Raw genomic sequence first — 18934 nt, forward strand, 5'->3', positions numbered from 1 at the left:
AACAATTAGAAAAGTCAGTGAAAAATTCTAGTCAACTCCCTCGTGATATAATTTTAATGATTTAAAGAGTTGCCTTTAATAGATTAATACACTTTCCGTGTTTACCTGTTTGTTTTATGATACCGGTAACATGCGGAACCTTATTGCTTACCCGTCAGGCCTCGTATGGAAGAGTTCAGTGGGTTTTACATGGCCTTTGGGGATTTAGAATGGACTGGTTTGTTGATTACTTTTCAACGTATCTTTACGGATTGAAAGTCATCGCTATTACTCTGGCGATATTGATGCTAATTAGCGGAATTGATGACTTATTTATTGATATTGTCTACTGGATTCGCCGTGCATGGCGTTCAGTGACCGTCTACCGTAATAACGATTATCTGGACTATAAAGCCCTGTATGAGCCGCAAGAAAAGGCCCTGGCGATTATGGTTCCCGCATGGAATGAAACTGGCGTTATCGGTAACATGGCGAGACTTGCCGCCAGTTCACTGGACTACGAGAATTATCATATTTTCGTCGGCACCTATCCCAATGATCCAGATACACAACGCGATGTCGACGACGTTTGTGCACGCTTTCCGAATGTCCATAAAGTGGTGTGCGCACGTCCTGGCCCCACCAGCAAAGCGGATTGCCTGAATAACATTCTCGACGCTATTTTGCAGTTTGAACGCAGCGCCCGTTTTAATTTCTCCGGCTTTATTCTGCACGATGCGGAAGATGTGATTTCTCCACTCGAATTACGCCTGTTTAATTATCTGGTCGACCGAAAGGATCTCATTCAGATCCCGGTATATCCGTTTGAACGTAAATGGACTCACTTCACCAGCCTCAGCTACCTGGATGAATTTTCCGAACTGCACGGTAAGGATGTTCCGGTACGCGAAGCGTTAGCGGGGCAGGTTCCTAGCGCAGGTGTGGGCACCTGTTTTAGCCGTCGCGCGGTGTTAGCGCTGTTGGCCGATGGTGATGGCATTGCGTTTGATGTACAGAGTTTGACGGAAGACTACGACATCGGTTTCCGTTTACGCCAAAAGGGCATGGAAGAAATTTTCTGCCGTTTCCCGGTGATGGACCCAAACGACACCACCCGAAAACCGTTTGGCCAGCGAGCGCGTACCGCCAACGTTATCTGCGTACGTGAATATTTCCCCGACACCTTTGCAACAGCGGTACGACAAAAGTCGCGCTGGATAATCGGCATTGTCTTCCAGGGATTTAAAACACACCGCTGGAGTTCAAATCCAGTACTGAATTATTTCCTATGGCGAGACCGCAAAGGGGCAATCGCCAACTTTTTAAGTTTTGCCGCGATGCTGGTGATGATGCAACTGGTTGCCATCATGATTTATCAGCGCTGCGTTGATGGGGCATGGCAATTCTTGTCTATCTTCGTGGGGGGAACCTGGCTCACCACGCTGCTGTGGATTAACTTCGGACTGATGACCAATCGCATTATTCAACGCATGATTTTCGTCACCGGCTATTACGGAATCAGGCAAGGTTTGCTGGTCATCCCACGCCTGTTCTGGGGAAACCTGATTAACTTTATGGCTAACTGGCGTGCCATTAAGCAGGTTATTCAGCACGGCGATCCGCGTCGCGTTGCATGGGATAAAACTACGCACGATTTCCCAACCGTCAGCGAGCAGCGTTCCACTCAGCCGTTGGGTTATATCCTGGTGGATTCTGGTGTGATTACCCAGCAACAGCTTGAAGATGCTCTGCAAAACCGTATTCCTGGCCTGAAATTGGGCGGCAACCTGGTACAACTGGGTTACATCACGGCAGTTCAGCTTGCGGTCGCGCTGGCAAAACAGGCTGAAGTCCCGATGGAATCTATTGACTCCCTCACACTCGATCCGCAACTGATCAACAGCATCCCGGCAAAAGTGGCACAACATCATGCGGTACTGCCATTGCGTATCGAAGGCGAGAACCTAATTCTGGCCTGTGAAAACACCCTCGATCCGGTTTCTCTCTCGGCGCTGAGTCGCAAAGTGGGTCGTCCGGTCAAATACGTTGTGGTGCCACGCGGTCAGGTTGTGATTGGACTGCGCTATTGGTACGGACAGGAAGCGTTGTTGAAAGAAAAACAACTACTGGAAAGTGCGGTAAGTGAAGATCTTCTCACCGAGTCACAAGCGGCAGAAATTTGGGATAAATATGTCTCCGGGCAACTGCTGTTTGCGGACGTGTTGACCACAGAATCCCATCTCAATGAAGCCGTTTTGCGCGCGGTGCTATTACGCTACGAGCGCAGCGATTTGATGTTTGGCGAATACCTGGTGCAAGAAGGTGTGGTCAGCCAGAACGTGGTGGATCATGCGCTGGAACAGCAGAGGAAACTGCAACCCTCCCTGAGCAAGTTGCTGCTGAAAGCCGGAATCAATCAATTACAACAGGCTCGCCTGGCTGGGGAGGCAATATGAATATCCGCCTCAATCCCCTGGCTGTGTTGATTTGTGGTGCACTGATCATGGCCCCCGCATTCGCCGCGCAAGAAGGATCAAAACAAGATCTGGGCTTAAACGATTACCGCTACTTCAAGGTGTATCCGCATATCGAGCGTGCGCATCAGGCCATGAAAGCCAATGATGAAAAACGGGCCTTGAGCAGCTTTGAACATGCGCATGAAATGGCACCTGAAAGTGTGCGCCTGACATTGTGGCTGGCAGAAGCTTATCGCTATTTTGGTCACGATAAGAAAGCGCAGACGTTTCTGAAAGATGAACTCAAGAAGAAACCGCAAAACCCCGAGTTACAGCGAGCGCTGGCGGCGATCCCCGTTCCCGAGCCACAGGTTAATAGTCTCGAAGAACTGCTGGCGCTGCAAAAACAGTGCGACGCAGAGCCCACCGTTGATTGCCGGAGTAAAGTCGGTAACTACGCTATCAAGTTCAATCAGTTAAGCATCGCTCGCGCACAGCTTTCTGACCCGACATTTCGTCATACCGCTGCTGCTCAACAACTGACCAATAACTACATACAACGTGCGATTTTCAGGCAGCAGTGGACAGCAGCAGACCAGGGTTACGCACTGTTAGACAGTGATGCCACATTGAGCGAGGCGCAATACCAGCAATGGTTTGCCATCTTGTTACATATGCAGCGTGACCAGCGAATATTGGATTTACAAAGTCAGGGCGTGATGAATAGCCCGGGTATGCAACTTGCCTATGCTCAGTCCTTGGCTGAACGTAACGCGCTCATGCCACTGCGTCATTATCTCACCAGCCGTAAACCGGCATTTAACCATCCTACTGAGGAGCGGAACTGGTTGCGTTTACTGGCAACTTACTGCAAAGAACCCGGCAAAATGGTGGCTAACTGGACGGTCAAATATCCAGAAAACCAACAGTATGTGTTATCAACATTAGTCCCTATCCGTATCCAAAAAGGCGACTGGCAGGGGGCAAATGCACTGTTAAGTAAAATCCCAGGCGATCAGGGGCTTGATCAGCGCCTGGCGTTGAGTCTGGCACGCAACGACACGCAAACCAGCTTGCAGGTGATCCGTCTTATCAGCCAGACGCGCGATTTATCTTCGCAGGAGCTGGAAAATATCAGCTACCAGTTGGTCGTCATGGATCAGGGGAAAATGGCCGCTGAATTGCTACTTCGCTACTGGCCATTTGCGCGGGCGGGCAGGTTGCAGAATTCGCTATCGACGCGTTTGTACACCCAGCTTGCGCTTCATCCTGACGGGTTGTCTGCCGAGAGCCGAATGCGACTGGAAAAACCGTTACCCACGGCCACACAGCGCATGGCTCAGGCGCGGCTGTTCCAGGGGCAAGAAAACTGCGCCATCGTCCGAAATTTGTTGGGCGATATGTCGGCCGAGTATGACGCGCAAAGCTGGTCTCATCTGGCGCAATGCTACCCATCCCAGCCAGGTCTTGCCTTATATGCTGCGCAACAAGCGCTGGCGCGTGACCCATCACCATTTTATCAACGACAAGTGGCTTACCTGGCGTATGCCGCGGAAGATTATCAGTTAGCACAAGCCAATTGGTCACGTATACCGACTGCGACCTTAGTGGATAATGATGTGCTGGCGGCAGCACGCGCCGCCAAACTCTCAGGGAACGATAAGGCATTTGATTACTGGCAGGATGTGGCCTGGCATCGTGGGATGGCGGAGCTTAAATTCGACTCAGCGCCGACACAAGATGACGCTGCACGTGGCTTTGCGTTGTTAGCGCAAGGTAAACATTCTGAAGCCCGTGACGCGCTGGAAAAAGCTCGCGTGACTTATCCGGACTCGCCGGAAATCCTGCGCCAACTGGTCTATCTCAACGAGAGGCTGGATGATAAACCGAAAACCCGCGAGTACAGCGAGCGGGTGGTGGATGACATTGATAATACCCTCACGCCGCAGCAACAGCTGAGCGATAAACAGAAAGAAGACCGCTTTGAGTTCCGCCGCATTCATGAGGACAGCGATCGTCGTTGGACCTTTACTTACGATGGTTCTTTCGGTTTGACGCCGAATTCCATGAATAGCGGTGGCAGCAGTAGCAGCGCCCAGCAGGGAAAAAGTTATCGTAGTTATGAACAATTTGAAGCGGAGTACCGTATCGGTAAAAACCAACTTATCGACGGCGATCAGCTTTCCGTTTACAGCCGAATTTTTGCCGGTAGCGAAAGTGACGGCGAGCATAATTTTATGCCGGTCTATGAGCCGATGCTTGGCCTGGGTGTGCGCTGGAAACCGCTGCGCGACCAGGTTATTTATCTGGCGGCTGAACAGCAAATTCCCCTCGGAAATCACGATGGCAAAACGGATGTCATGCTGCGTGCTAGCGCGTCGTTCTTCAACGGCGGCAAATACAGCGATGACTGGCATCCCACTGGAAAGGGCTGGATGGCGCAAAATCTCTATCTTGACGCAGCGCATTTCGTGAAAGCGGATTATCAGCTGTATACCGCAGATTACCGCATGAGCTGGCACCAGAAAGTGAATGGCCACCAGACGGTCGAGCCATACTGGCATGCGCAATACAACGCCAGCACCGACACGCCTTATCGCGACAACACGCTGGGTGGCGTCGGCGTGCGCTTCAATACCTGGTTTGGTGAAACGCACTACACGGCTTTCCCACACAAGGTCAGCGTAGGTCTGGAATATCAACGCGCACTTTCCGGCCATAACCGCGACACCGACTCCAAAAATAACCTCTTCCTGACTTTAGGAGCACGCTGGTAATGATGAAAATCCTTTTAACCACCTTGCTTCTGGCAGCCCCGGCAGCTAACGCCATGAATGCCGTGATGTATCAACCGCAACTGCGCGATACCACGGTCACTGACGCGCAGTGGCAAACTGTGTTGAGCCAACTCAAAGGGCAGGGAATTGATACTCTGGTATTGCAGTGGAGCCGTTACAACGAGGCTTTCACTGGCGGGGAATCTCGTGCCTGGCTTGAGCATAAAGCGCAACTCACCGTCTCAAGCGGCCTGAAACTGGTTATCGGCCTGGCGGCAGATGGGCAGTTTTTTGAGCGGCAAAAACAGCCTGAACCGGCACTGGAAAACTATCTCAACCATTTGCGCGCCAATGACGTAGCGGTGGCAAAGCGCTGGGTAGAGGTGCTGGGTAAGCCGTCGATTTCTGGCTGGTACATCAGCAGTGAACTCGATGACCGTCGCTGGCGCGATCCGCAGATGCAACAGCTGGCGGAAAACTGGATGAAGAAAACGCGATTGTCGCTGGCCGCGATTGCGGATAAGCCGGTGGCGGTCAGTAGCTTCTTTGCCGGAAATATGACGCCGGATTCTTACCGCAAATGGGTCACGACATTGAGCCATAGCGGCGTAAAAGTCTGGGTGCAAGATGGTGCGGGAACGCAGATGTTGACGGACGCTGAGCGGGCGTTGTATCTGCAAGCGCCCAGTGCCGGGAAGGTTATCGAACTGTTCCGTCAGGACAAACAGTCCAGAACGTTTAAAGCGACTTCGGCACCTGCGGAATATCAGCAAAAATGGCTGGCAACACCTGTCCCGCAAGGGCAGGACCGGGTCTATTTCTCGCTGCGTTATATGAGTGCGGCCAACGGGGTGTTGGCCCACTAGATATTAGGACTTAAATCCGGCGGCATTCATCAGCAGCCGGAATCCCATCCCCACGGCGGTCAGTGTTAAAACACTGCCGCCCCATAACACCACCATCCACATCAAACGCATACCCGTCTGTTTCATCAGTGATACCCCTCACCATGCTGTACTTTTCCGCGGAAAACGTAATAACTCCAGAAGGTGTAAACCAAAATAATCGGGATGATAAACAGCGCGCCGACCAACATAAAACCCTGGCTTTGCGGCGGTGCGGCAGCCTGCCAAATCGTAATCGACGGCGGAATCAAATACGGCCAAATGCTGATGCCCAACCCGCTAAAGCCGAGGAAAATCAGCCCCAGAGTCAGCAAAAATGGCGTGCTGTGCCAGCTGTTTTCGTGACCGACAGAAAGCCATATCAAGACGCTGCACACCAGCACCAACAACGGCACCGGTAACAGGAACCAGAGATTCGGCAGGCTAAACCAGCGTGTAGCAATTTGCGGATGTGCCAGTGGCGTCCAGATACTGATAACCGCGATGATCACAAGCATCACAATCAGCAGTGGCTTCATCAGTTTACGCATGGATTTGAGCAGAGGATCTTCGCTTTTCATCACCAGCCAACTGGCGCCCAGTAGCGCATAGGCGACTACCAGACCGATGCCGCAGAACAGATTAAACGGCGTTATCCAGTCGAGCTGCGAGCCGCTAAAAGTGCGCCCAGTGACTGGAAAACCTGAGATAACCGCGCCAACCACAATGCCCTGGCAAAATGTCGCGACGATTGAGCCGCCAATAAAGGCCTTATCCCAGAAGGGGCGATGTGCAGGCGTGGCTTTAAAGCGAAACTCAAAGGCCACACCACGGAAGATAAGCCCAAGCAGCATTAGCGTCAGTGGAATCGTTAACGCATCGACAATCACCGCGTAAGCCAGCGGGAAGGCGCCGAACAAGGCCGCACCGCCTAACACCAACCAGGTTTCGTTGCCGTCCCACACGGGCGCAACGCTATTGACCATCACATCACGATCTTCTGCTCCACGCACAAACGGAAACAGAATCCCGATACCGAGATCAAAACCGTCCATCACGATGTACATCAGGGTGGCAAAGACAATAATCACAAACCAAATGACTGACAGATCAACGCCCATTAGCGTAACTCCTCGGTGGTTTCTGATACCGCTGAAAGCGGGCGAGAAGGCGTACCGTATGCTGGCGGCGTGTCGTCATTAAACGGCTGCGGTCCTTTTTTGATTTGGCGAATCATATAGCTGTAGCCCACGCCAAACACCGACATGTACACCACAAAGAAGGTCAACAGACTGATGCTCATCTGCAAATTTCCATGCGCTGAAACCGCATCTTTGGTGCGCAGCAAGCCATACACCACCCAAGGTTGGCGGCCGACTTCCGTGGTCACCCAACCGGCAAGAATGGCGATTAGTCCGGACGGACCCATCCACAACATAAATTTCAGGAACGGGCGGCTGTCATACAAACGGTCGCGATAACGCAACCACAGGCTGAACACGCCCGCCAGGATCATCAGCATGCCAAGCCCCGCCATAATGCGGAATGACCAGAACACCATAGTGGAATTTGGCCGGTCTTCTTTCGGGAACTCTTTAAGCGCCGGGACTTGTTTATCCAGACTATGGGTGAGGATCAGGCTGCCGAGCGCCGGGATTTCCAGACCAAAGCGCGTGCGTTCTTGCTCCATATCTGGCCAGCCAAACAGCAACAGCGGCGTGGGCTCGCCTGGTACATTTTCCCAGTGCCCTTCAATGGCGGCAATTTTCGCGGGTTGATGCTTCAGGGTATTCAGGCCATGCATGTCACCAATCATCGCCTGTAACGGGGCGACGATTAACGCCATCCAGAGCGCCATCGAAAACATCGTTTTGACCGCAGGAGACTTGTTACCGTGCAGCAAATGCCAGGCCGCAGACGCGCCCACAAAAAATGCGCTACTCAGGAACGCTGCGACAGTCATATGCAGCAGGCGGTAAGGGAAGGACGGGTTAAACACCACCGCAAACCAGTCGACCGGCACAACAACGCCATTGTGGATTTCAAACCCTTGCGGCGTCTGCATCCAGCTATTGGAAGCGAGTATCCAGAAGGTGGACATCAATGTGCCCAGCGCGACCATACAAGTAGCAAAGAAATGCAACCCTGGTCCCACACGCTTCCACCCAAACAGCATCACGCCCAGGAATCCCGCCTCAAGGAAAAAGGCGGTCAGGACTTCATACGTCAACAAGGGGCCAGTAATACTGCCCGCGAACTGCGAAAACCCGCTCCAGTTGGTGCCAAACTGATAGGCCATCACCAGGCCGGACACCACGCCCATGCCAAAGTTAACGGCGAATATCTTCGACCAAAAATCATAAAGCGAACGGTATACCGGATTTTTTGATTTCAGCCACAACCCTTCGAGCACCGCCAGATAACTGGCCAGCCCAATGGTGATGGCGGGGAAAATAATATGGAAGGAGACAGTAAACGCAAACTGAATCCTTGCCAGATGAAAAGCGTCTAAATCGAACATGCAGTACTCCGCATAAATATTTATTCGATTCGATTGTAAACCGCGCCACATCTGTGTTGTAGAAACAGACTGCCATCATAAAGCTATAACAGTTTTAGAACTTCAACAGAAATTGCCCAAAACGGTATGACAGTATTTGGATTTCACATTAACTTTAAAGTTTGTACTCCAGCGTTTCTGGAAGGTGTTCCACTAAATAGTCCAGGAAGGCACGAACGGCCCGGTTCATATGCTTTCTACTTGGGAATACGGCATGAATAATGTGATTATGCGTGGACCACTCAGGCAAAACATGTACCAGTTTTCCTTCAGAAACGGCCTGGTTGGAGATGGATTTTGGAATGAGTCCAATCCCAATCCCCTGAATGACCGCTTCAAGTTGTACTCGAGGGTTGAGGCAAAACAGTACCGGCCGATGTTTAATCGTAACGACTTGCCGCTGTGCGTTTTCTAGTTCCCATTTTAGCTCGCCTTCTTCTCTGTCCATCACTGAGCTGATAGTGCTCATACTTGTCAGTTGTTCAAGTGTTTCAGGGAGGCCTTCTCTGGCGATAAATGCCGGGCTGGCAACCAATTTTAAATGACTTGTTGCCAGTGTTCGTACAATCAAACCTGGTTCGTTATCAATTAAACGGTGTGCACGAAGCGCAAGGTCGATGCGTTCTTCTATCACTTGTACAGGGCGGTCGGTCGCATCAAGATAAACCTGAACCAGAGGGAATGCAGACATAAAACCTGGGAGAATGGGGGCGAGATGATACTGCGCCAGCACTGATGGGCTGCTAATACGGATGACGCCAGAGGGCTGAGTCACGTGATTGGATAGCGAGTCATATGCCGCATTGCCTTCTTTGACCATTTCCGCAGCATGTCCATACAATAATCTACCCGCCTCAGTCAGTGCGAAACTACGAGTACTGCGCTGGATAAGCCTGACTTTAAGGCGATCTTCCAGATGGGCCACACGGCGACTCAATAATGATTTGGTTATTCCGGACACTTTTTCCGCGCGGGTAAAACCGCTGTGTTCTGCAATAAGATAAAAATAGTAAAGATCGTTAAAGTCCATTCGCAGCCACCTGATAAAAAAGCCCGGTTAGTCTAATTAGCGCATCATTTTCTGGATGCCCATTATCAGGGCTATAACCAGCCCGCAGCAAAAAATTGTGTGATAAAAATCGAGACTGGCAAGGATGATGGCCTGCTGTTTGACCTGTTGGGCAATCCAGGCCAACGCCATATCGTTCGCCTGCGAAGTGCCAACACTGTTGGCATAAACCTGGCTAACTTTTGCCAGTGTTTCTCTGTAAGCTGGATTGTAAGGCGTGATAAACGTATTGAGTATGCTGAAGTGCAGCGTCTCCCGCCATTGCATGCCGACCGTCGCAATACTGATCCCTAATGCTGTGGAAAACTGGGCTGCCATATTTTTAATCTGGTTGGCGTGAGAAAACACGGTTTCGTTGTGCTGAACTTCTCTGAAAGTTTGCATGGCGGTCGTCGCCATCACCATCATGATAAAGACACCGTTAAACAGCAATGCAGGGAGAATATTACCGATTAAACTGGCGTCAGGTGCCAGTTCGCTCATTAATCCTGCATAAATTGCCAGCGACAAGAATCCCGCCACAAAAAATTTCTTCGCACCGGGCCGCTTAGGCAAAACCAGGCTCATGCCCAACCATACCACCAGTGCAGATGACAGCCCAACAGAATACCAGGTACCAATTGAATTCCAGCTATAACCCATTCCACCCTGTAAAAGTTGCGGAATAAGATAGTTATTAAGGCCAATCATCAGATAGCAAAAGGAGAAAAGGATAATCCCCACCATATAACGGCGGTTTGAAAACAGCTCCTTCACCATCAACAACGGAACACCGTTAAAACGCACCATACTGGAGAAAAAGTAATACAACGCACTCAATCCGGTGATGGCAATAATGCACAGAATCAGTAGGTTGCTGTAAAAATTATAGTTAGATTGCTGTAAAACCCACAGCACGGTAAATGCCCCCGCCGAGAGCGATATTAAAAGAAATGGATGAGACTGGCTTTTTAGCTCGCTGTCGGGGACTTCGTCCGGTAAGCATAGGCTGGCGCTGATAAATGTCACCGCTGCAACGCCAATCAAAATGATAAAAATTCCCGACCAGGTATCGTCACTGACCGCAAGTGAGGCGAGGAAGGGAGCGAGTGCGGTGCCAGCTCCCAGCCCGGTGGCAAAGGCTCTGACTCCTGAAAAACGTAAGGGGCTCGGAGGTAAAAGGTTGACCATAACCCTTGCCCCAGTCAGAAACGAAGCACCGCCGATAGCCATCAGAATGCGTCCAGCCAGAAAGCTGGAGTAGGTCAGACTTTGTGAACAAACCCCCGAACCGATGCAAAATATAAAGAGCGAAACAGCAATGTAAAACCGCCATCCGGTTCGTTCAACAATCCAGCGCTGCTTCGAGATCATGATAATAGCAACGCAAGCATAACTGGCGATGGTGAAGCTGTATTCCTGAGGTGATGTGCCAGTCTCGCCCAGAATGGGGCCAGATGCGAAGGCCACCATACCCGCCTGAAGCAGCTCAATGAACGTCAGAAGAAAGATCGTCAGCAGGAGAAGTTTTTGTTTACCGGGAGAAGTCATGTACCAGGATTGGGTCGTCATATTGTGTGAATGGCCAAGCGATAACTACAGTGTCGAAGCATAATCACATTGTAAATTCACAACAATGGCTAAAAATAAGACAGTTAATCCTGTTTATAGGATAATAAATTTAACGAGTAGGGTAATCCTGTGTGTCACCTTGAGCAGAAACAGAAAGGCGTTATTTAACTATAACAGTTGGTGAATATCGCGTATTTTTAGGTATCTGATATAGACTAATGACACCGGCTAACCATGAAAAAATACCAACAACTTGCGCAGCAAATCATTGACCAAATTGCCCTTGGCGCGTGGCTGCCGGGGGATAAATTACCCTCATTGCGCGAGCAGGTAACCATGAGCGGCATGAGTTTCATGACCGTCAGCCATGCTTACCAAACGCTGGAAAGTCAGGGCGTGATTGTTGCGAGGCCGCAATCTGGCTATTACGTCGCTCCCCGGCCCGCCGTGCGTAGCGCTCCAGTCCCTGCAAAAGTGACGCGTGACGAATCAGTCGATATCAATACCTACATTTTTGATGTGTTGCAGGCCAGCTGTGACGCAACGGTCGTGCCATTCGGCTCGGCATTCCCTGACCCCCGTTTATTTCCGCTCTCGCAACTGAACCGTTCGCTGGCGACGGTGAGCAAAACTGCGACCGCCATGAGCGTGATTGAAAACTTACCGCCGGGTAACGAAGCCTTGCGACATGCTATCTCCCGGCGTTATGCGCAGCAGGGAATGCAGGTGTCACCCGACGAGATAGTGATAACAGCCGGCGCACTGGAGGCGCTTAATCTCAGCCTGCAAGCGGTCACTGAACCCGGAGATTGGGTTATTGTTGAAAACCCCTGTTTCTACGGCGCATTACAGGCACTGGAACGCTTACGCTTAAAGGCGCTGTCGGTGGCAACCGATCCACAAAATGGCATTGACCTGGTCGCTCTGGAGCAGGCGCTTAACGACTATCCGGTGAAAGCGTGCTGGTTGATGACCAACAGCCAAAATCCTCTCGGCGTGACACTGTCACCTGAAAAGAAACAACAACTGGTTGCGCTATTACAGCAGCACAATGTCACGCTGATTGAAGATGATGTTTACAGTGAATTGTACTTCGGGCGCGAACGCCCATTACCGGCACGCGCGTATGACGAGCAAGGCATGACATTGCACTGTTCATCTTTTTCAAAGTGTCTGGTGGCGGGATTTCGCATCGGTTGGGTGGCAGCAGGTAAACATGCGCGACGCATCCAGCAGTTGCAATTAATGAGCACTCTGTCCACCAGTTCACCTATGCAACTGGCTCTGGTTGATTATCTGGCGACCAAGCGTTACGACACCCATTTACGTAAACTTCGGCGTGTTCTGGCTGAGCGCAAACAGCAAACCTGGCAGGCGTTGCATCAGCATTTTCCCAGCGAGGTAAAGATTCACCACAGTGAAAGCGGCTATTTTCTCTGGGTCGAATTACCGGAATATATGGATGCCAGTAGGCTCAGTGAGCAAGCTATTGCCCACAAAATCAGCATTGCACCAGGCAAAATGTTTACCACCGGCGGCGCATGGCATAACTATTTTCGTCTGAATGCCTCCTGGGCTTTAGAAGAACGGGAACAACATGCGGTTATTACGTTGGCCCGGTTAATTCGACAACAAATAAAGGAGTGAACATGGAATACCAGACTGAACGCCTGATTTTACGTCCGTGGAAGGAGAGCGACCGAGAGCCGTTTGCCGCAATGAACGCCGATCCAGACGTCATGCGCTACTTTCCCGCGACGCGCACACGCGAGGAAAGCGACACTATGGTGACGGCGGCTGACCACATACTCGCTGAGCGTGGCTGGGGCTTATGGGCAGTCGAAGAAAAAAGCAGTGGGGCGTTTATGGGATTTGTTGGCCTGAATATTCCGGGTTATGAATTGCCGTTTTCTCCGGTGATTGAAATTGGCTGGCGTCTGGATAAACCGTTTTGGGGCAAAGGTTACGCCCCTGAAGCAGCACGAAAAGCGCTGGAGATCGGTTTCAACCAACACGCAATGGACGAAATTGTCGCCTTTACCGCGCTGGAAAACCTGCAGTCACAACGCGTGATGGAAAAAATTGGCATGCGTCGTTGCGAAGAGTTTGACCATCCCGCCATCAAGAAAGGCCAGCCGTTGTGCCGGCATGTGCTGTATCGCGTGACAAAAAATCAGATGCGTTAAAGTGACATCGACAAATCTGCCGCCGCGCGCCGAAGCGGTGGCAGAATGCTGGCGCGAATTTCCGCAACGCTGACTTCAGCCGCTGGTACGCCGACATTCATTGCGGCAACCACTTTTCCACCCCGGGCTAACATGGGCACCGCAACAGACCGCAAACCAATCTCCAGTTGTTGATCGTTAATCGCATAACCCTGACGGCGCGCCAGCGCAATTTCTTCGCGTAACTGCGCAACGCTTGAAACCGTATGTTGGGTGTAGCGCATCAGTTTTGCCCGTCCCAGATAAATTTCCAGCTCCTCTTCCGGTAAGGCGCTCAACAAAACCCGGCCCATTGACGTGGCCCATGCAGGCAGACGGCTGCCTCGGCCAATATCAATACTCATTAAATTATCGACGGCGGTGCGGGCGATATACAGCACGTTGTCGCCATCCAGGGTGGCGACAGAACACGAGTGATTAAGCGTTTTGCTGAGATTATCCAGTGTGCTCTGCGCTGCTTTCGCCAGCGGCGTTCCGGCAAGATAAGCAAACCCTACAGTCAACACGCGCGGCAGTAATTCATAGCTGCGGCCATCCGGGCTGTGAACCATCCCCAGTGTCGCAAGCGTATAAAGGCAGCGGCGCACAGCTGCACGGGAAATCTGTGTTTTTTGGCTGAGCTGTGAGATGGTCAGCCTCTGGCGCTGGGGCGTGAAGGCATTAAGCACCTCCAGCCCGCGAGCCAGTGACAGCATAAAATTGGGGTCTTTTTTAGCAACAGCTTGAATCTCTTCATTATCACCAGAAATATCATCTTGAATATTATGGTTATTTTGCTTCATATGTTTCCCCTCCAGCCGCTCTGAATGGTCATCAGAATGAGCTAAGCCCGGTTGTCCGGCAATGTTGCCCCGGACAATGTGTGGAATATTCCACCACGATCACAAAACTCTGCCATATAAGTGAAACACGTCGATAATCGCACAACAATTCGATTAACGCCGTTGACGCTACGGTGGGGTAACTCCTATTGTCAGAAAACACCGTTTTGTTTGCAGGGGATTACACCGGCAAACATCTTTAAAAATAAAGGCGTAACTGCTGCGCCGACGGGAAGAATATGAGCGCCACAATCGAACATCTCGAAAGCCTGATTGTTGACCTGCCAACGATTCGGCCACACAAACTCTCGATGACCACCATGGGCTGCCAGACGCTGGTTATCTTGCGCCTGACGCGCTCCGACGGGATTATCGGCTTGGGAGAAGCGACCACCATTGGCGGGCTGAGCTATGGCGTTGAAAGCCCGGAAGGGATCAAATCGGCCATTGATACTTATCTTGCCCCGTTACTCAAAGGCCAGCCTGCGGATAACGTCAATAGCCTGGTCGCGCTGATGAATAAATGCGTGCGCGGCAATACGTTCGCCAAATCTGCCATCGAAACTGCGCTGTTGGATGCCCAGGGAAAAGCCCTTGGGTTACCGGTGAGCGCATTGCTGGGCGGAGCGCTCACTTCGCAACTGCCGGTGCTGTGGACGCTGGCAAGCGGCGATACCGCAAAAGACATTGCTGAAGGTGAAAAGTTGCTGGCAGAAGGGCGACACAACGCCTTTAAGCTGAAAATAGGCGCACGAGACTTACGCACCGATCTGCAACATACCCGCGCGATCGTTGAAGCCCTCGGATCGCAGGCCAGTATCCGCGTTGATGTTAACCAGGTGTGGGATGCCAGCCAGGCGGTGCGCGGTTGTGCAGAACTTGACGCGATGGGCATTGACTTAATTGAACAGCCCGTTGCCGCGAACGATCGCGAAAGTCTGGTGCGTTTGAGTCACCGTGGAAACGCAGCCATTCTGGCGGATGAAGCGGTGGCGAGCAGCGAGGATGGGTTTGATATTGCGCGTCGTGGATTTACGGGCGCATATGCGTTGAAAATTGCTAAATCCGGTGGCCCGGCAAGCGTGTTGCGACTGGCAAACGTGGCGCAGGCCGCAGGTATTGGATTGTACGGCGGCACGATGCTGGAAGGCACGATTGGCACGGTGGCTTCGTTGCATGCCTGGTCTACGTTGCCACTGGCGTGGGGAACCGAGATGTTCGGCCCGCTGTTGCTCAAAGACGATATTGTGGAAAAGCCGCTGCATTTCGCCAACTGTGGGGTGACCTTGCCACAAACCCCAGGGCTTGGTGTGACGCTTGATGAAGATAAGTTAGCGTATTATCGCCGTAAGGCATAAGGAGATTTGAATGTTATTTAAAGTTGAAATGACGGTAAATATTCCACTTGATATGCCAGTGGAAACTGCCGCTGAAATTAAAGCCAAAGAAAAAGCGTATTCACAGCAGTTACAGCAAGAAGGCAAGTGGCGTCATATCTGGCGTGTGGCTGGGTTATATTCCAATGTCAGTATCTTTGATGTTAAGGACGCCGAAGAATTACATAATCTATTAATGGGTTTGCCGCTTTATCCGTATATGGATATTAAAGTCGATGCGTTGTGTCGCCATCCATCATCAATTCGCAATGACGACAAATAATAAAAAATAACCTGCGCCATGCCTCTTCGGGCATGGCTCCCTACAAGTAAGCAATGAGACAATAATTATGACAACTCACTTTGTTCGCCTGCCCGAAGTACAAGCTTTATTAAGAGAAAGCGCTGGTCTGAATGGACCAGAAGGTGATGAGCGTTTTAAAAATATCGTTCACCGCCTGCTGGAAAATATCTGTACACTCATTGAAGATTTTAATATAACCGAAGAAGAGTTCTGGCATGCAGCGAATTATCTGCATGAATTGGGTGGTCGCCAGGAGGCTGCGTTATTAGCGGCGGGTCTGGGTCTGGAGCACTATCTGGATTTACGCCAGGACGCGCTGGACGCAAAGGCGCAGCTTGAGTCAGGCACACCTCGCACCATCGAAGGGCCGTTGTACGTTGCTAATGCTCCGCTAGCTGAAGGCCACACCCGCATGGATGACGGGAAAGATAACGGCAAAACGATGTGGCTGTATGGCACCGTGCGTGACACCAAAGGCAATCCGGTCGCCAATGCGATTGTGGATATCTGGCATGCCAACACTCTGGGGAATTACTCCTTCTTCGACCCAAGCCAGGGCGAATACAACCTGCGCCGCCGTATCAAAACCGGCAGTGACGGGCATTACAGCGTGCAAAGTATCGTTCCATCAGGCTATGGTTGCCCACCAGATGGCCCAACGCAGAAGCTGCTCACCCGTCTCGGCCGCCACGGAAATCGCCCGGCACATATTCACTTCTTCGTATCCGCACCAGGCCACAAGCATCTCACCAGCCAAATTAACCTTAACGGGGATAAATATCTGTGGGATGATTTTGCTTTCGCTACCCGTGATGGATTAATTGCCGAACCGGTGACCATTAACGATCCGCAAACGATTAAAGCGCGTAATTTAAGCGGCGAACATACTGAAGTTAAATTTGACTTTACTATTTGCCCGGCCCATTCCGCTGAAGAAGAATCTCGTATTACCAGACTCCGCGCCAAAGAATAACCAATATGCCAGCGCAAGCTGGCATTATTTAAATGCTAATAGTTGCCTGCAAATAAAGTTATCCTCAACGGGAGGTCGCGTTATGCAAAAAACACTGGATACGATTAAAAACAAAATCAGCAATGCCTTGGTTGTTGATCGTGAGAATGACATTTATCGCTGTAATCGCAATGTATTTATTGATGAGCAGTTATTTGAACTGGAAATGAAACATATCTTCGAGGGCAATTGGGTTTATCTGGCACATGAAAGCCAAATTCCTGAAGCTGGAGATTATTTTACCCTGACGCTGGGTAGACAACCGGTGGTTATTACGCGCGATAAAAAGAATGAACTGCACGGTTTAATTAATAGCTGCGCCCATCGAGGGGCAATGTTATGCCGCCGAAAAGCGGGTAATAAAAACTCGTTTACCTGCCCATTCCACGGCTGGACGTTCAGCAACAACGGTAAGCTGTTAAAAGCCAAGGATGAAAGTGTCGGTGGCTATCCCGAGTCCTTTAAGCAAGATGGCTCCCACGACCTAAAAAAACTGCCTCGTTTTGAGTCATATCGCGGCTTCCTGTTTGGCAGCTTGTCTGACGATGTGCTGCCGCTTGAGGATTACCTCGGCGAAACGCGCAAAATTATTGATTTGATTGTTGATCAGGCACCGAACGGGCTGGAAGTGTTGCAGGGCTCATCCAGCTACATCTATGAAGGCAACTGGAAACTCGGCGCTGAAAACGGCGCGGACGGTTATCACGTTAGCGTCGTGCACTGGAACTATGCGTCGACGATGTCGCGACGAAATTATGAAGCCGAAGGGACACATTCCGTGGATGCTAACGGTTGGTCGAAAAGCGTCGGCGGAGGTTACGGTTTTGAACATGGCCACATGCTGCTGTGGACGCGGGCACTGAACCCAGAAGTGCGCCCGGTATTTGCCGAAACCGAGCGGCTGAAAGCCCAGTTTGGCGAAAAGCGTGCTGATTTGATGGTCAACGAAACCCGCAATTTGTGTCTGTATCCAAACGTCTACCTGATGGACCAATTCTCTACGCAAATCCGTGTGATCCGCCCACTTGCCGTTGATAAAACTGAGGTGACGATTTACTGCTTTGCGCCGAAGGGGGAAAGTGCTGCGACACGCGCCACGCGCATTCGCCAGTACGAAGATTTCTTTAACGTGAGTGGTATGGGTACGCCTGACGATCTGGAAGAGTTCCGTTCCTGCCAACAGGGCTACATGGCGCAAAATCTGGAGTGGAGTGATTTAAGCCGTGGCGCAACCCACTGGGTTTATGGCCCGGATGAACACGCGCAGCAGTCGGGATTCACGCCACAAATCAGCGGGATCCGCTCAGAAGACGAAGCGCTTTACATCGCCCATCACCACCACTGGCAACAAACCATGCTGGCGGCTATCGAAAAAGAGCAAAGCCAATTTGATGCCTCAATCACTCAGCGCGTGGAGGTAGCATCATGAGTCTGGATATTCATGCCATCAGCCAATTTCTCTACTACGAAGCTCGCCTGCTTGACGACCGCCAGTGGGACGAATGGTTAAGCTGTTACAGCCCAAAAGTGGTGTACTGGATGCCAGCCTGGGGTGATGACGACAAGCTCACCACCGATCCGCAGAGCCAGATTTCTTTGATTTACTACCCGAGCCGAGACGGTCTTGAAGATCGCGTCTATCGCATCAAGACCGAGCGTTCCGGAGCCAGCACACCAGAACCACGCACCACGCATATGCTGAGCAATATCGAGATTATCGGCAGCCACGGTGACTGCGTTGACGTGCGCTACAACTGGGTGACGCATAGCCATCGTTACCAACAAAGCGGTTATTTCTTTGGCACCACTTTTTGTACGCTGCAACAGACCGACGGCCTGCCGCAGATCACCCGCAAAACCATTCAGCTAAATAATGACTATATCCGCCAGGTTATCGACATCTATCACGTCTGAGAAGAG

The 18934-nt window shown here is 51.2% G+C and carries 16 protein-coding genes; 10 read left to right on the forward strand and 6 right to left on the reverse strand.

Annotated features, from left to right (window positions below; all coding sequences use genetic code 11):
- The first annotated feature begins 209 nt into the window (after positions 1-209).
- Genes nfrB through OH773_RS10320 form a run of 3 tightly spaced genes read left to right on the forward strand, consistent with a single transcriptional unit; the run spans position 210 to position 6078 of the window.
- A complete protein-coding gene (gene nfrB, locus OH773_RS10310) occupies positions 210-2435 on the forward strand; it encodes a cyclic di-3',5'-guanylate-activated glycosyltransferase NfrB (protein ID WP_270145421.1) in 2226 nt (741 codons plus the stop codon).
- Positions 2432-5212: an NfrA family protein gene (locus OH773_RS10315; protein WP_270145423.1), complete on the forward strand. Its 2781-nt coding sequence runs from the start codon at positions 2432-2434 to the stop codon at positions 5210-5212. The genes nfrB and OH773_RS10315 overlap by 4 nt, the downstream gene beginning before the upstream one ends.
- The gene (locus OH773_RS10320) at positions 5212-6078 is read left to right on the forward strand and encodes a DUF4434 domain-containing protein (RefSeq protein ID WP_270145425.1); all 867 of its coding nucleotides are present in this window, start codon (positions 5212-5214) and stop codon (positions 6076-6078) included. Before OH773_RS10315 ends, OH773_RS10320 begins: the two co-directional genes overlap by 1 nt.
- A gap of 3 nt (positions 6079-6081) precedes the next feature.
- Here OH773_RS10320 and OH773_RS10325 read toward each other — a convergent pair whose 3' ends face one another.
- From OH773_RS10325 to OH773_RS10345, 5 genes are all read right to left on the reverse strand, one after another.
- The gene (locus OH773_RS10325) at positions 6082-6204 is read right to left on the reverse strand and encodes a DUF2474 domain-containing protein (RefSeq protein WP_270145427.1); all 123 of its coding nucleotides are present in this window, start codon (positions 6202-6204) and stop codon (positions 6082-6084) included.
- Positions 6204-7217 (reverse strand): cytochrome d ubiquinol oxidase subunit II, encoded by a 1014-nt coding sequence (gene cydB, locus OH773_RS10330; RefSeq protein WP_270145429.1) that lies wholly within the window; start codon positions 7215-7217, stop codon positions 6204-6206. The genes OH773_RS10325 and cydB overlap by 1 nt, the downstream gene beginning before the upstream one ends.
- Positions 7217-8617 (reverse strand): cytochrome ubiquinol oxidase subunit I, encoded by a 1401-nt coding sequence (locus tag OH773_RS10335; protein ID WP_270145431.1) that lies wholly within the window; start codon positions 8615-8617, stop codon positions 7217-7219. Before OH773_RS10335 ends, cydB begins: the two co-directional genes overlap by 1 nt.
- A 154-nt stretch (positions 8618-8771) precedes the next feature.
- The gene (locus tag OH773_RS10340) at positions 8772-9686 is read right to left on the reverse strand and encodes a LysR family transcriptional regulator (RefSeq protein WP_270145433.1); all 915 of its coding nucleotides are present in this window, start codon (positions 9684-9686) and stop codon (positions 8772-8774) included.
- A 36-nt stretch (positions 9687-9722) separates the two neighbouring features.
- A complete protein-coding gene (locus tag OH773_RS10345) occupies positions 9723-11276 on the reverse strand; it encodes an MFS transporter (RefSeq protein WP_270145435.1) in 1554 nt (517 codons plus the stop codon).
- A 234-nt stretch (positions 11277-11510) separates the two neighbouring features.
- Between OH773_RS10345 and OH773_RS10350 the strand changes: the two genes are divergently transcribed.
- Positions 11511-12923: an aminotransferase-like domain-containing protein gene (locus tag OH773_RS10350; protein ID WP_270145437.1), complete on the forward strand. Its 1413-nt coding sequence runs from the start codon at positions 11511-11513 to the stop codon at positions 12921-12923.
- 2 nt (positions 12924-12925) lie between these two features.
- Positions 12926-13462 (forward strand): GNAT family N-acetyltransferase, encoded by a 537-nt coding sequence (locus tag OH773_RS10355; protein WP_270145439.1) that lies wholly within the window; start codon positions 12926-12928, stop codon positions 13460-13462.
- Here OH773_RS10355 and OH773_RS10360 read toward each other — a convergent pair.
- Positions 13459-14196 (reverse strand): IclR family transcriptional regulator domain-containing protein, encoded by a 738-nt coding sequence (locus OH773_RS10360; RefSeq protein WP_270145801.1) that lies wholly within the window; start codon positions 14194-14196, stop codon positions 13459-13461. The two genes, OH773_RS10355 and OH773_RS10360, sit on opposite strands and share 4 nt — an antisense overlap.
- A 365-nt stretch (positions 14197-14561) precedes the next feature.
- On the opposite strand from OH773_RS10360, the gene OH773_RS10365 reads away from it, so the two are divergent.
- From OH773_RS10365 to benB, 5 genes are all read left to right on the forward strand, one after another.
- Positions 14562-15680 carry a muconate cycloisomerase family protein gene (locus tag OH773_RS10365; RefSeq protein ID WP_270145441.1) on the forward strand — a complete coding sequence of 373 codons (1119 nt, stop codon included), beginning with the start codon at positions 14562-14564 and terminating at the stop codon, positions 15678-15680.
- 10 nt (positions 15681-15690) lie between these two features.
- A complete protein-coding gene (gene catC / locus OH773_RS10370) occupies positions 15691-15981 on the forward strand; it encodes a muconolactone Delta-isomerase (protein WP_270145443.1) in 291 nt (96 codons plus the stop codon).
- A 67-nt stretch (positions 15982-16048) separates the two neighbouring features.
- Positions 16049-16975, forward strand: a complete 927-nt coding sequence (gene catA / locus OH773_RS10375) for a catechol 1,2-dioxygenase (RefSeq protein WP_270145445.1) — start codon at positions 16049-16051, stop codon at positions 16973-16975.
- Positions 16976-17057: 82 nt separating this feature from the next.
- Positions 17058-18443, forward strand: coding sequence for a Rieske 2Fe-2S domain-containing protein (locus OH773_RS10380; RefSeq protein ID WP_270145448.1), 1386 nt, complete (start codon positions 17058-17060; stop codon positions 18441-18443).
- Positions 18440-18928 (forward strand): benzoate 1,2-dioxygenase small subunit, encoded by a 489-nt coding sequence (gene benB, locus OH773_RS10385; protein ID WP_270145450.1) that lies wholly within the window; start codon positions 18440-18442, stop codon positions 18926-18928. The genes OH773_RS10380 and benB overlap by 4 nt, the downstream gene beginning before the upstream one ends.
- The last annotated feature ends 6 nt before the right edge of the window (positions 18929-18934 follow it).

Origin of the sequence: Buttiauxella sp. WJP83, from assembly GCF_027594725.1 — a bacterium.
GTDB classification, from domain to species: Bacteria; Pseudomonadota; Gammaproteobacteria; order Enterobacterales; family Enterobacteriaceae; genus Buttiauxella; species Buttiauxella selenatireducens.